Origin of the sequence: Streptomyces sp. NPDC048411 (genome assembly GCF_040704695.1) — a bacterium.
Taxonomy (GTDB): Bacteria; Actinomycetota; Actinomycetes; order Streptomycetales; family Streptomycetaceae; genus Streptomyces.
Window position 1 is genome coordinate 35661 of record NZ_JBEZKL010000016.1, and the last position, 14305, is coordinate 49965.

At 69.1% G+C, this 14305-nt stretch carries 11 protein-coding genes; 7 read left to right on the forward strand and 4 right to left on the reverse strand.

The window, feature by feature from the left end; all coding sequences use genetic code 11:
- Positions 1–82: 82 nt before the first annotated feature.
- Positions 83–850 carry an SDR family NAD(P)-dependent oxidoreductase gene (locus tag AB0915_RS08955; protein ID WP_366690427.1) on the reverse strand — a complete coding sequence of 256 codons (768 nt, stop codon included), beginning with the start codon at positions 848–850 and terminating at the stop codon, positions 83–85.
- Positions 851–1650: 800 nt separating this feature from the next.
- Between AB0915_RS08955 and AB0915_RS08960 the strand changes: the two genes are divergently transcribed.
- The gene (locus tag AB0915_RS08960; RefSeq protein WP_366690428.1) at positions 1651–2898 is read left to right on the forward strand and encodes an epoxide hydrolase family protein; all 1248 of its coding nucleotides are present in this window, start codon (positions 1651–1653) and stop codon (positions 2896–2898) included.
- 176 nt (positions 2899–3074) lie between these two features.
- On the opposite strand, the gene AB0915_RS08965 is transcribed toward AB0915_RS08960, so the two are convergent.
- The 3 genes from AB0915_RS08965 to AB0915_RS08975 all read right to left on the reverse strand — a co-directional run bounded on the left by AB0915_RS08965 (position 3075) and on the right by AB0915_RS08975 (position 6794).
- A complete protein-coding gene (locus AB0915_RS08965) occupies positions 3075–5492 on the reverse strand; it encodes a GTPase-associated protein 1-related protein (protein WP_366690464.1) in 2418 nt (805 codons plus the stop codon).
- A gap of 265 nt (positions 5493–5757) precedes the next feature.
- A complete protein-coding gene (locus AB0915_RS08970; RefSeq protein WP_366690429.1) occupies positions 5758–5943 on the reverse strand; it encodes a DUF397 domain-containing protein in 186 nt (61 codons plus the stop codon).
- Positions 5940–6794 (reverse strand): helix-turn-helix transcriptional regulator, encoded by an 855-nt coding sequence (locus AB0915_RS08975; protein WP_366690465.1) that lies wholly within the window; start codon positions 6792–6794, stop codon positions 5940–5942. The genes AB0915_RS08970 and AB0915_RS08975 overlap by 4 nt, the downstream gene beginning before the upstream one ends.
- A gap of 155 nt (positions 6795–6949) precedes the next feature.
- Here AB0915_RS08975 and AB0915_RS08980 point away from each other — a divergent pair, with 155 nt between their 5' ends.
- The 6 genes from AB0915_RS08980 to AB0915_RS09005 all read left to right on the forward strand — a co-directional run bounded on the left by AB0915_RS08980 (position 6950) and on the right by AB0915_RS09005 (position 14290).
- A complete protein-coding gene (locus AB0915_RS08980; protein WP_366690430.1) occupies positions 6950–7414 on the forward strand; it encodes an ATP-binding protein in 465 nt (154 codons plus the stop codon).
- Positions 7415–7486: 72 nt separating this feature from the next.
- Positions 7487–8359, forward strand: a complete 873-nt coding sequence (locus AB0915_RS08985; RefSeq protein WP_366690431.1) for an alpha/beta hydrolase — start codon at positions 7487–7489, stop codon at positions 8357–8359.
- Positions 8360–8909: 550 nt separating this feature from the next.
- Entirely contained in the window at positions 8910–10619 is a 1710-nt protein-coding gene (locus AB0915_RS08990) for a hypothetical protein (RefSeq protein WP_366690432.1), read from the forward strand.
- A 558-nt stretch (positions 10620–11177) separates the two neighbouring features.
- Positions 11178–11822, forward strand: a complete 645-nt coding sequence (locus AB0915_RS08995; RefSeq protein WP_366690433.1) for a hypothetical protein — start codon at positions 11178–11180, stop codon at positions 11820–11822.
- A 193-nt stretch (positions 11823–12015) separates the two neighbouring features.
- Positions 12016–13044: an L-threonine 3-dehydrogenase gene (tdh, locus tag AB0915_RS09000; RefSeq protein WP_366690434.1), complete on the forward strand. Its 1029-nt coding sequence runs from the start codon at positions 12016–12018 to the stop codon at positions 13042–13044.
- Positions 13045–13096: 52 nt separating this feature from the next.
- Positions 13097–14290: a glycine C-acetyltransferase gene (locus AB0915_RS09005; protein ID WP_366690435.1), complete on the forward strand. Its 1194-nt coding sequence runs from the start codon at positions 13097–13099 to the stop codon at positions 14288–14290.
- Positions 14291–14305: the final 15 nt, after the last annotated feature.

A 14305-nucleotide genomic window follows, 5' to 3' on the forward strand; every position in this document is an offset into this window, starting at 1 on the left:
CCGACAACATCTCAGCCGGTCTCCACTTCGATGGCAGGTGGTCCAGGTTCGACGTCACAGAACACCGGAGGTTAAGAGGAGCTCAGTCCACCGGCCCGCCCGCCACATAGATGACCTGGCCGGAGACGAACCCCGCCCCGGGGCTCACCAGGTAGGACGCCGTATGGGCGATGTCCTCCGGCTGACCCACTCTTCCGACCGGAATGGACTGCGCCGCGTTGTGCTGGAACTCCTCGAAGCCGAGGCCCAGTCGGCGGGCCGAGGTCCTGGTCATGTCGCTCACCACGAAGCCCGGGGCGATCGCGTTGGCGGTGATGCCGTGCCGGCCGAGCTGCAGGGCGAGCGATTTGGTGAAGCCGAGCAGACCTGCCTTCGCGCTGCCGTAGTCGACACGGGCGGCGTCACCGACCGCGGAGATGCTCGACATGGTGACGATCCGCCCCCAGCCGGCCGCGATCATGTGCGGAGCGACGGCCCGGGTGGCGAGGAACGGGCCGCGCAGATTGACCCCCAGGACCGTGTCCCACTGCTCCGTGGTCATCTCCACGAGGTCGGCACGGGGACCGACTCCGGCGTTGTTGACCAGGACCGTCGGGGGGCCCAGCTCGGCGGCGACCCGGGCGACGGCGGCAGTAACCGCCGCTTCGTCTGCGACGTCGGCGGCGACCGCCGTCGCCGACCCGCCGTCGTCCTTGATGGTCTGCACGGTGCCGGCGCAGTCCGCCTCGTCCAGGTCGATCACACCGACCGCGAGGCCGTCGCGAGCCAGCTGCCTGGCCACCGCGGCGCCGATGCCGCGTGCTGCGCCGGTGACAATGGCTGTGCGGGGCACCTGAGTTGTGAATGTCATGGGATCAAGTTCACGACATGGGCGCACTGTTGCCAACTGAATTGGCCCGCAGCTTCACCATCAGCCAGGACACGACGGACGGCGGGTACACCGCCGCAGTCAGGCGGCCCACACCTTCTCGTGTCCTGCGCCTCAAATGGTGAGGTTAAGTTCGTTTCGCGCCGCGCCTCATCCCGGCTGAAACGGCGAGGCTCGGAATTCGACGTCTCGCCTTCGGTAACTCTGGGTCATGTATCGGATTGCCGAGGTAGCAGCCCGGCCCCATGATGAAGGCGTTGGTAGAACGAACGGGCGGCAAGTCTTCGTCGGGCGACCCGTTCACCTGCGAAGAAGCGCAGGTGAACCCGGTACTGAAACCCGCCTCCCCGTTCGCGCGGCAAGGAGGCCCCACATGTCCGTCGCTTCCGAAGAACCGGCGCTCCGCCTGCTCAAGGTCGAGATTTCCGAGGCATGACCGAGTCCGACCGACGGCACAGGCCCTCGTCCAGCGACGCGGCAAACACATGAGTGCGCGAGGCGGAAATAAATGGTTTCTGCCGAGCGGAGCGCCCGCCTCCGAGATGTCGTTCAGCAATTACGCCGTAATCCGGTCCGACAGGCGCTGATCTCCTTCCTGCTCAATCGGCCCCGGCAGCAGCGTCCAGATCGCACTCTCACCGTCGGCTTCTCGCATGTACATGGTGGAAGTCGAACACCCCGGAAGGCTCACCATGTCAGAAATAGTTTCGCCTCACTCTCGGCGGAAATTCCTCTCCGTCTCGGCCGCCGTGACGGCTGGAGCGGTCGCCGGATCCTTCGGCGTGTTCACCCCCTGGGCTCAGACAGCCGACAGGGGAGGTGACCCCGCGGGAGGTAACACCACTCCGTCACCGGACGGGACCATCCGTCCCTTCGCTGTCCATTTCCCGGAGAAGGATCTGGTCGAACTCCGCCGGCGCATCCTGGCCACGCGCTGGCCTGAGAAGGAGACCGTCGCGGACCAGTCGCAGGGCACGCAGCTCGCGACGGTTCAGGCGCTCGCGCGCTACTGGGCATCGGACTATGACTGGCGCAAGGCCGAGGCGAAGCTGAACGCCGTGCCGAACTTCATCACCAAGATCGACGGGCTGGACATTCATTTCATCCACGTCCGCTCGCAGCACAAGAACGCTCTGCCGATGATCGTCACGCACGGATGGCCCGGCTCGATCATCGAGCAGATGAAGATCATCGAGCCGCTCACCAATCCCACGGCACATGGCGGGAAGGCATCGGACGCCTTTCACCTGGTGATTCCGTCGATGCCGGGATATGGATTCTCCGGCAAGCCGACCACGACCGGCTGGAACCCTCAGCGCATCGCACGTGCCTGGGCAGAACTGATGAAGCGCCTCGGATACAAGCGGTATGTGGCGCAGGGCGGCGACTGGGGCGCACTCATCTCAGACTTCATGGCTGCGCAGAGGCCTGCGGGACTGATCGGCATTCACACCAACATGCCTGGCGTGGTTCCGCCCGCCGTCGACAAGGCGATCCAGGCCGGCAACCCGGTGCCGTCCGGTCGCTCAGCGGAGGAAAAGTGCGCGATTGAGCAACTGGAATCCTTCTACAGGCATCATGTCGCCTACGCCCAGATGATGGGGACGCGCCCCCAGACGCTGACCGGACTGACGGATTCGCCCGTCGGTTTGGCAGCCTTCCTGATCGACCACGACACACCCAGCTTGAAGCTGATCTCCCGGGTCTTCGCCGGGCACACCGAAGGCCTGTCGCGGGACGACGTCCTCGACAACACCACCCTCTACTGGCTGACGAGCACGCCGATTTCCGCGGCCCGTCTCTACTGGGAGAACAAGGCATCCTTCTTCGGCGTCAAGGGCGTCTCCCTCCCGGTCGCCGTGAGCGTCTTCCCCGACGAGATCTACCAGGCCCCGAAGAGCTGGACAGAGAAGGCATACCCCAACCTCATCCACTACAACAGACTGCCCAAGGGAGGCCACTTCGCGGCCTGGGAGCAGCCCCGCCTCTTCACAGAAGAGCTCCGCACCAGCTTCCGCTCCCTTCGCTAGGATTCTGCGCCTGCCCAGACGTTCATCAGGCGTTCGACTTCTACGACCGTGAAGGCAGTCGCGGTTCGCGTACGCGTACTCGTTCCGCCACCCGCACACGGTGACCGCCGCCTGCCGTCCAGAGAAGGACCCCGGACGGCGCGTCACATCACAACAGGGCAAACGTTGCCTGATCCCTAGGACCGCCGCACCCGCGCCGTCAGCCGGCTGCCCAGCCGTCTTCCGAACGTGCCCGGCCGGTTCCAGGCCCGGAACGCCTCTGCCGTGCGGCTGCTCCCGGTGTGCTCGACAGCCCGCTCCACTGCCGCGATCTCGCTGCCGGCCAGGCCGCGCACCACCGGACGCAGCACCTCCTCCAGCAGTGCGGCCCGGGTATCGCTCCACGCCCGGCCCGCGTGCGGGTGGGCGCTCCAGACGGTGAAACAGTCGGCCACGTATGCCGGGTCGGAGCGCAGCCGCGCCAGAATGTCGACGTGGCGGGCTGCCCGGCCGTAGGCGGCGATCAGGTTCGCGTCGTCGCTGTGCACGAATGCGTACAGCTCCGCGTCGGGCCGGTCCCGCGCGAGCAGGCTGTGGGCAAGGGCGCCGTAGGCGTGCTCCAGCACAGTGGGCTCCACCGGTTCGGCGCGGGCGCGCAGAGCCTTTGCACGGTCGGGCCAGCCGGACGCCGACTTGCCGGACCTGACGTCGCGGGCGAACTCCAGTAGTTGCAGCGCACCGCGGACCCGTATGCCGATCTCCTGAGGGAAGCAGCGCAGCAGATCGTGGGCGAGTTCCGCCGCCTCCTCGTCGTCGGAGGGGGCGTGGAGTGCCGCGTCGACGAGGTGGGACCACGTACCGGCCGTCCGGTGCGAGTCCGAGCCGGACTCGCCGAGCAGAAGCCGGGCTTCGCCCGCTGTCGGGGTGGCGTCGCCCCAGATCAGCCCGACGGCGGTGCGCAGGACCAGCGGCTCCGCGAACGGCGAGAACCCGGCGGCGCGCAGAACCGTGTGCAGCGCCATGATGCGGTCGGAACCCTGCTTCTTCGCGCGGGGCGCCTCGGCGCACATCCGCAGATGCGGCAGTGCCTGCGCGCCGGTGAAGGGGAGGGCGACGCGAGTGAGGAGTTCCTCGGCGGCGGAGGGGGCGGTCAGGGCGAGTTGATCGAGTTCGCCGAGGAGCGCCGTGCGGACGTCGAACTGTTCGTCCAGGAGGTCGAGCAGTGCGGGGACACTGTCCGATGCTGGGGCCGCGAGTAGCGTCGCGGCCATGTGCCGTGCAACAGACGGGAGTTGGTCGGTGAGGTCCATGTCGAGCAGTCGGGCGATCCGGAGCAGCTGCACCAGGCGCCCGATGGTCACCGCGTCCGTGGACTCCGTTGCTCCCGAGGTGAGTTCGGCGAGCAGGTCCGGGCCGAGTCCGTCGGCCAGCAGCTTCACCGTGGCGGGTTCGGCGAACGCCGAGCGCGGCGGGAGTGCCAGCGCGGCGTCGTTGCGCCGTACCGCCTCCGTCACCAGCAGTGCGGCGAGCGGCGCCGTGGTGGCGGCAGGGGCCCGTCCTTCGAGCGCTGCCAGCAGCCGGGCCACGGACGCCGATTCGGAGGCGCTGCGGTCGTCGGCCGGTGCCGTGAGCGCGGTGGTCAGCCGGTGCATCTGCTGTTCGTTCAGTGCGTACGGCCGCTCGCCGGCCCAATCGGCTGCTGCGGCACGCCCGTTCGGGCCGAGTGCGATGCCTGCGTGCAGTGCGGTGAAGGCGAGTGGTCCGGCGGCGAAGGGTTCGCCCGGCAGCGCGGCCGCCGCCCGGAACAGTTCCGGTGCGCGGCTGCGCCAGACCCGGGCGACGGTCTCCGCCCAGGCGTCGTCCACCGGACCATCCGGAGCGCGGCCGGAGCACGTGTGCACGCGATAGCCCGGGTCGGTCAGCGCGGGTGCGTCGTCCGGCAGCACGCCGATGACCTGGTGCGGCGAGTGCGCCGGGCGGCGGGTGTACGTGGTGAACGTCAGCCGCTGGGCGTGCTCCGGCGGGAGTACGGCTCCGGCCAGCGCGATCCACCGGGCCACGTCCGCGCTCTGCCGCTCCACGAGGACGAGCTGCGCCGACGACGGTTTCTCGCTCACGCGGCGCAGATCGGCGAAGACCGTCGCGAGCCAGGGGCTGCGGGAGACCGCGAAGTCGTTGAGCGCCTCCTGCCCGAAGGCGGCGGACGCGGGCAGGGCGGATATGCGGTCCGGTGTGCCGCTGTCCGGCGTGGTCGAAGCCCAGCGCGGCGACCGCCACGCCGTGATCGGCAGCGCGTCGCCGGGCAGGCGCGTGCCGGCTGGCAGATGCACCGCGTGCGCGTGGAAGTGACCAGCGCCGGAACCCCCGAGCGCCACGGTGCGACTCAGCAGATGGCTGCCGTCGGAGAGCTCGCTGAAGCTGAACGTCTCGGGAAACGAACGGAGTTCGACGTTCGTGGGACGATACGGCGCCCCGGCCGGAGGCTCGTAACCGAGCAGCTTTTCTGCCTCGGTCAGCACCGGCGTGGGTATGCCGCCGCCGATCGCAGTGAACCGTGCGCCGACCCCGTCGTCCCCCGCAGAGGCAGAGGTGTAATGCAACTGCGCGAGGCTCATGCGTCGGCCCTCTTCGTCCTTGCCGCGTACGTCCCCGTGCCTCAGCCCGCCTCGCCCTCGTCGGCCGTCCGTCATGGACCGGCCGTACGGGCGCGGCGACGACCCCGGCGGGGAGCGGTCCGCAATCGCGGGAGCGACGCTATCAAGGTGCGCCGCTCCCGCAGGCACGCTGCCGAAACGTGATCTGGGCAACGGCCACGGAAGCGTTCAGTCCGGCAGTGCCTTCCGTTTCGGCCGGACGGGCACCCTCAACTCCGGTACGCGATCAGCGCTGGACGGCGTACGCGATGAAGCCGGTCCAGGCGGCGGGGGAGAGGGCGAGCTGGGGGCTCTCTTCGACCTTGGAGTCCCGGACGTGGACGGTGTCGGGGCAGGTGGCGACCTCTACGCAGGAGTCGCCCGACCCGCTGCTGTAACTGCTCTTGAACCATGCCAGGTCTGTGGTGCTCATGCTGCTCCTCGCATCCGCTCCAACAGGCCCATGGAGTCCTCCAGGGAGAGAGCCTGTGAACGCATCCTGGCATATCGCATCTGGAGCGTGCTGACGACTGCCGGATCGGTATGGAAGTGGCCGCTCTCCTGTCCCTCGCCATAGCCGAACCACTTGTGTTCCGGGGTCTCCAAGAGCTGCATAGGTCCGTGCAGTCCCGCGTGACTCTCCTGCACGAGCGGCATGATCTGCACCTCGATGTTGCGGAGTTGAGCCAGCAGGAGAATGTGGTCGATGAGCTCTCGGGTGACCTCGACTCCGCCTGCACGGCGCAGGAACAGGTGCTCTTCGAGGATGAAGCTGTACGCGGTGTTTGGCCGCTCCGTCAGAAGGGCCATCCGTTCGACCCGGGCAATCATCCGAGCCTCGATCTGTTCGTCACCCAGCGGCGGAAGCTGGTCCCTGAACAGAGCTCTTGCGTATGCCTCGGTCTGCAGCAGACCAGGAATCAACCGGCATTCGTACGTGTACAGAATGGCTGCATCCGCCTCAAGCTGTGCCCAGTGGTGGAACCATTTCGCCAGCCCCTGCCGCCGCGACAAGTGCTTCGCCGCAGCCGTGATCACGCCGAACGCGTCCAGCACCTCCTCCGCCCGGTCCACGAACGCGGGCGGTGGGAACCGGCGCCCCTGTTCGATCGAGGCGACCGTCGGCACCGAGTACCGCACCCTCGGGGCGAACTCCTCCTGCGTGAGCCGTGCCCGTTTGCGGAAGACCTTGACCACCTCGCCGAACGCCTTCAGGGTGTCCGAGGGCTCCGGCTCCCCGTCCGCGCCCGTCGTGCCGACTGTGCCACCCGCGCCGTCCATCATGTCCGGCCACCTCCCGTGCCCGCCCGTACCGGTCCACAACGCGCCCATGGTCACGGACTGTTACGCGTACTGTCCACACTCTGCACTCGTACGCTGACTCAGCGTACGAGTTCTTGACCTGGTGGGACCGTCCTCCCGGCCGTCACGGTGGGCGCATGGAAGCACTCGCCACCTCCCAAGCGCCTTTCACCGTACGTGTGTTTGCGCAGCGGCTCAGTTCCACGCCCCGAGGAGCCCGGCTCGCGCGGCAGCTTGCTCTGCACCAACTGAACGAGTGGGGCATCCCCTACGGCGGTGACGCGTCCGAGACGACTGCGCTGATCGTCGCCGAGCTGGCGGCGAACGCGGTGACGCACGGCCGGGTGCCGGGCCGGGACTTCGAGTTGAGGCTCGTCCACGCTCCGGGCGACCGGCGCACGCTGGGCGTTCTGCGGATCGAGGTCACGGACACCCGGGGCGAGCTGCGCCCGCCGGGGCCGGGGGAGCTGGTGGCGCCGCCGCCCGGTTCCGGCAGCGGGCACGGGCTGATCCTGGTCGAGGCGCTGGCCGACCGGTGGGCGGTGGTGGACCGCGTACCGCCGGGGAAATCGGTCCGTGCCGAGCTGGACCTGCTCTACTGACCGATCCCACCGGCGTAGGGTCGACTGCGCGCCGCCCCCTGCCCGCAGGCAACCGAGGAGAGTGCACACCCCGTGACCGAACACACCCATGCAGCGCCGCCGCCACTCGTCTCGGAAGTCCAGCTCTCCGCAGGTCCGGTGGCGTACCAGGACACCGGCGGGGACGGCCCCGTCGTCGTCCTGCTGCATGGCGTCGCCATGGACGGTTCGCTGTGGCGGCACGTCGTCGCCGATCTGCGCCCCGACTACCGGTGTGTGGTTCCGACCCTGCCGCTCGGCGGTCACCGCAGACCCATGAAGCCGGACGCCGACCTGTCGGTCCTCGGGGTTGCCCGGCTGGTCGCGGAGTTCCTCGATGCGCTCGACCTCACCGATGTCACCCTCGTCATGAACGACTGGGGCGGGGCTCAGGCTCTCGTCGCCGACGGGCGTGATCAGCGGATCGGGAAGCTCGTCATCACCTCCTGCGAGGCGTTCGACAACTTCCCGCCCGGTCTGCCCGGCTCTCAGCTGTACGCCTCCGCCAAGGTGCCGGGCGGGCTGAATCTCGCATTCGCCCTGCTCAGATTCAAGCCGATGCGGCGGCTGCCGATGACCTGGGGACGGATGAGCAAGCGGCCCGTGCCGGACCGTGTGATGGACGCGTGGTTCCGGCCGCTGTGGACGTCGGCGGAGATCCGCCGCGATCTGCGCAGATACGTGCTCGGGGTGCCGCCCAGGACCGAACTGCTGTGGTGGGCCGAGAAGTTGCGTGACTTCGACCGGCCCGCGCTCGTCGTCTGGGCGGCCGAGGACAAGGTCATGCCGCCCGAGCACGGACGCAGGCTCGCCGAGTTGCTCCCCAAGGGCGAGCTCATCGAGATCCCCGACAGCCGCACGCTCATCCCGGAGGACCAGCCGCAGCAGCTCGCGTCAGCCATCAGGGCGTTTCTGCGGAAGCTCTGAACGAGCGTTCTTCGCCCGGGCGTCTCCTCGCCGTTGTTGACAGTCCGTAAGTTGCCGCCCGATGACGGTGGCGGCGGATGAGGTGAGGGCTGTTGGACGGCTCGGGCACGGCGGCTGTCGTGGGGCGGGGGCTGAGTAAGCGGTTCGGGTCCACGACGGCCCTGGACCGGGTCGACCTGGCCGTCGGGACCGGCGCCCTCTCTACCCCGCGGATCGTCACCCGTTCATGGACATGCTGGCAGCGGCGCCCAGCTGGCGGGTGAAGGTTCCCGGCGGTCTCCGGCAGTCGAAACAGAACCCTGGTGGAGTGACCAGCAAGACCGAGAAGAGGGCGCCGGGAATGCCCGCACCAGGACTCACCCGCATATCCGTCCCGGAAGAGGGCCGACAACCCCGTGAACAGGCCGCCGGTGCATGACACTTCGTGACATAGCGCCGTAGCGGTCACGTCACGACGGCGTTATGGACACGAGTCGACGTCCGATCCTGCCAAGAGCGCGACACGGAAACGATCATGAAGGGCACACGCGGGTTCTATGGAGGGGTGCACATGTTCGGTAAGGCAGCACGCATGGTCCGGCACCTGGAGGCGACAGGAGTCGGGCTGCCGCCGGACCACACAGTCGCGGTCGACGCACCGGACGCACACGCCACCGGCGCCCTGACCGCCGCACGCCGTGGCGCGTACGCGCCAGCCCGCGCACTCCTCGCCGCCACACGCGAAAAGGCCAACTGGATCCTGCGGGACGAGTTCGTGCGTGCCCTCGCCGAGATCGCCGTCGACGACGCGGCGTGGCTGAACGCCTGGCAGGCCGAGTCGCCCGACGACCCTGACGCCCTCGTCATCGAGGCCTTCCGCCGGATCGCCGAGGCATGGAAGGTCCGCACGAGCGCGTACGCGAAAGACGTGGCCCCGGACCAGTTCCGCGCCTTCCTCGCGCTGCTGAACGACGCACTGCCAGCCATCGAAGCGGCCGTCGCAGCCAGCCCCGGCGACCCGGTGCCGTGGTCCGCAGCCCTGACCCACTGCATGGGCACCCAGGCGCCGCGCAATGTCTTCGACGACTGCCTGGTCCATGCGCTCACCTGCGGGCCCCACCACTTGCCCACCCACCTCCAAGCCGTGCAGTTCCTCGCAGCCAAGTGGTACGGCAGCCACAAGGAGATGCTCGACTACGCATCCCGCGCCGCCGCCGACGCCCCGCAGGATTCCCCCGTTCGCGCCCTAGAGATCGTGGCGCTCACGGAAGTCGACATCGAGACGGACAGGAGGGAGAGACGCCCACGCAAGAACGGCAGCGAGAAACCTCTCGACGCCGAACGGATCGACAAGATCATCGCCACCGCGCTGGCGTACTCCACATCCCGCCTGCCCGAGGACCGCGATGCCCGCCTGATCCGTAACCACCTGGTGTGGGAACTGAACCGGCAAGAACGCTGGGCCGAATCTCTGGACGTCTACCGCTCCATCGGGCGGTACGCCACCTCGTCCCCCTGGCACTACACAGTCAGTCCCCTGCAAGCGTTTCTGCACTTCCGGGACCACGCCCGGTCCCAGCTCGCCGCCTCCATCCCCCGCAACGGCACCGTCCCCGCCCCTACGGTGCCGCTGCCGGAGTCCGCAGAGCCACAGGCGGCACAAGAGATCGCGTACGTGCCCACCTCGCCGCAGCGCGCCTCGCAGGAGCTGCTGCTGTGCGGGGCCACCGTCCGGCTCGCTCCGGCCGGACGGTGGACACTGATGGAGGCGGCCCCATCTCAGGAGACGCCAGGCAAGCGCGGACGCCGCGCGACACTGCTGCGCCTCGACGGGCTGACAAAGGTCGCAGAGGCCGCGTTCAGCGCTCCTCAACTGACCACCCTGGTCGCCCACTGCGAAGGGAGCGACTCCCGGGCCCTCACCGTCGTCCGCGAGGGCAGAACGGCCGCCCGGCACCGATGGGCGGGGCCCAGAACGACGCCGTCGCAGGAGATCGCGCAACAGCACGCGGAGCTGTTCGTTACGGCGGCCGGCAGCGGCGACGCCCGCGAGGTGGCACGGCTGCTGCGCGACCCGGGCGAGCCGTCGGAGCTCCTGATCCGCACCCTGGCCACGCTGGGCCTCCCGCCGCTCCCGGTCGGCTTCGGTGAGCGCGCGGAGGTCCTGGCCGGTGTCCAGGGGGTCACCATCCACCGGGCCCGCTCGCTGTGGCAGGGCATGAAGGACTTCATGAGCGACGACACCGATCCGAACCCGCCGCTACAACTCGACAACCAATAACTGATGGCTTCGGAATGACTTCGGGTACAGATGATGCCGCGGGCGAATTCGACCAGGTCCGAACGGAGGTTGGCGGCGCCGCATTCGTAGCGGACGCGGAGTCCGTCATCTACTGCAGCCGCGCCCACGGGCAGGCCACGGGCCCGCTGTTCGCGGTGGGCCCTGCGTGCCAGCGGCGCTGGCTATCGTCCATGCCGTGACCTCAAGTGATCGTCTGCTTGGCCTCAGCCTGCCGACGCCATCGCCATCCCGTACGGCTTCCGGCGTCGGACGGCGTCACGCTGGCCGGCACCGTCTACATCCTGCGCAAGGGGGCGGGCTGCTCGAGGGTGGCCGCCTGGCGCCGACCGGGTCGGCGCCAGGCGGCGCGACCTGCTGGAACAGTTCCCACAGCTCGTCCGGCACCGGCCGCTCAACCACCCCCATCGCGGTCAACAGCCCACTCAGCGTGCCAAATGAGATGACCTCTCATCAGCCGGGTGGCGGGGCCGGGCATCGATCCTGCCTCGCGGTGCGCGTCCCCGCGCGTGCCGCCGGTGCGCAGACAGGCCTCTGCCGATGCGGGGACGCGCACCGCTCTGGGTGATCAGCCCGTACGCCAAGCGGGGCGCCGTCACCTCCACGTACTGCACGCAGATCAACGTCGTGAAGACCATCGAGCAGATCCTCGGCGCGCAGCCGATGAACCAGGTCTACCGGGCCGCCGAGCCCATGACCGACCTGTTCACGGAGAAGCCCGACCTCAGCCCGTACACCACCTTGCCCAACCGGATCCCGCTGGACTACGGGCTGAAGAAGCCGGTCTCGGCGGCTGCCGCGAAGACGGCCGACAGCGGGGCACAGCAGCCGCAGGTGCCCGCGCATCTGCGTGAGATCGCCGCGCAGTGGGAGGCGTGGAGCGCGATCCGGGCGGAGACCACGGGCGGCTCGCACCCGCGCGAGGACCAGGTGAATCCGGCGCAGCTGAACCGGATCACCTGGTACGCGTCCACCGGATGGACCAAGCCGTACCCGGGGGGCGACCGGATCCTCGCGCCCAAGACCGGGTCCTCGCGCCCCAGGAGGTGCCGGGCCGGGACACCCTGCCGCAGGAGATCGGCGACTGATCGCACCCGCGGTTCCAAGGGGCCGGTCGCCCGTACCGAAGGGCGGCCGGCCCCTTTTGCAGGGGCGGGCATGAAGCGGAGCTGCGGCTGCGCTTAAGGAAACCTCGATGGACCTGGGGCGCGGGGTACGGCAGATTTCTCCGTGACGGCGGAGGATGGTGCGCGGCAGCCGGTCACCGTGCGTGCTGCCCCCCATGTCGTCCCTCTCATCTTCCCCGGGCCGCAGGCTGCCTTCGAGGCTGCCCCGGCCCGGGGCGTTCACCTCGCACCACGTACAGGGAGCCACAGCCGTGAAGGCACTTGTGAAGCAGAAGGCCGAGCCCGGACTCTGGCTGATGGACGTTCCCGAGCCGGAGATCGGCCCCTCGGACGTGCTGATCAAGGTCCTCCGCACCGGCATCTGCGGAACCGACCTGCACATCCGCAACTACGACGGCTGGGCGCAGCAGGCCGTGAAGACGCCGCTCGTCCTCGGCCACGAGTTCGTCGGCGAGGTCGCCGCGATCGGCGCCGACGTCGTCGACATCACCGTCGGCGACCTGGTCAGCGGCGAAGGCCACCTGGTCTGCGGGAAGTGCCGCAACTGTCTGGCCGGACGCCGCCACCTCTGCCGCTCCACCGTCGGGCTCGGCGTCGGCCGGGACGGGGCGTTCGCCGAGTACGTCGCGCTGCCCGCCTCCAACGTGTGGGTGCACCGGGTCCCCGTCGACCTCGACATCGCCGCGATCTTCGACCCGTTCGGCAACGCCGTGCACACCGCGCTGTCCTTCCCGCTGGTCGGCGAGGACGTCCTGATCACCGGCGCCGGCCCGATCGGCATCATGGCCGCGGCCGTCGCCAAGCACGCGGGCGCCCGCAACGTCGTCATCACCGACGTCAGCGAGGCCCGGCTCGATCTCGCGCGGAAGGTCGGCGTCAGCCTCGCCCTCAACGTTGCCGAGGAGACCATCGCCGACGGCCAGCGCCACCTCGGCCTGCGCGAGGGCTTCGACATCGGCCTGGAGATGTCCGGCCGCCCCGAGGCCATGCGCGACATGATCGCGAACATGACGCACGGTGGACGGATCGCCATGCTCGGACTGCCGTCCGAGGAGTTCGCGGTCGACTGGTCCAGCGTCGTCACCTCGATGATCACGATCAAGGGCATCTACGGCCGCGAGATGTACGAGACCTGGTACGCCATGTCCGTCCTGCTGGAGGGCGGCCTCGACCTCGCCCCCGTGGTCACCGGACGGTACGGCTACCGCGACTTCGAGGCGGCCTTCGACGACGCGGCGAGCGGACGCGGCGGCAAGATCATCCTCGACTGGACCGTCTGACCGACCTCGTACCGACCTCGTACCGGCCCGTACACACCAGGAGACACCCCTCATGTTCGACTCCGTACGCGACGACATGCGCACGACCCTCGACGAGATCAAGGCCGCCGGACTTCACAAGCCCGAGCGTGTGATCGGCACCCCGCAGTCCGCGTCCGTCGCCGTCACCGCCGGTGGCCGCCCCGGTGAGGTGCTCAACTTCTGCGCCAACAACTACCTGGGGCTCGCCGACCACCCCGAGGTGATCAGCGCCGCCCACGAGGCGCTGGACCGCTGGGGCTACGGGATGGCCTCGGTCCGCTTCATCTGCGGCACGCAGGAGGTCCACAAGGAGCTGGAGCAGCGGCTCTCGTCGTTCCTCGGCCAGGAGGACACGATCCTCTACTCCTCCTGCTTCGACGCCAACGGCGGCGTGTTCGAGACCGTCCTCGGCCCGGAGGACGCGGTCATCTCCGACGCCCTCAACCACGCTTCCATCATCGACGGCATCCGCCTCTCCAAGGCCAAGCGGTTCCGCTACGCCAACCGCGACATGGACGACCTGGAGCAGCAGCTCAAGGAGGCGTCCGGGGCGCGGCGCCGGCTCATCGTCACCGACGGCGTGTTCTCCATGGACGGGTACGTCGCCCCGCTCCGCGAGATCTGCGACCTGGCCGACCGGTACGACGCCATGGTCATGGTCGACGACTCGCACGCCGTCGGCTTCGTGGGCCCCGGCGGCCGCGGCACGCCCGAACTGCACGACGTCATGGACCGCGTCGACATCATCACCGGCACGCTCGGCAAGGCGCTCGGCGGTGCCTCCGGCGGCTACGTCGCGGCGCGCGCCGAGATCGTCGCACTGCTGCGCCAGCGGTCCCGCCCGTACCTCTTCTCCAACTCCCTCGCCCCGGTCATCGCGGCGGCCTCGCTCAAGGTCATCGACCTGCTGGAGTCCGCCGGTGACCTGCGCGAGCGGCTGAACGCCAACACCGCGCTCTTCCGCAAGCGGATGACCGAGGAAGGCTTCGACATCCTGCCCGGCGACCACGCCATCGCCCCCGTGATGATCGGGGACGCGGCGAAGGCAGGCCGGATGGCGGAGCTGCTCCTGGAGCGCGGTGTGTATGTGATCGGGTTCTCCTACCCGGTCGTCCCGCAGGGCGCGGCGCGCATCCGCGTCCAGCTGTCGGCCGCGCACTCCACGGACGACGTGAACCGTGCGGTGGACGCGTTCGTCGAGGCGCGGGCCGCGCTCGGCGAGTAGCTCCCCGAGCGGAGC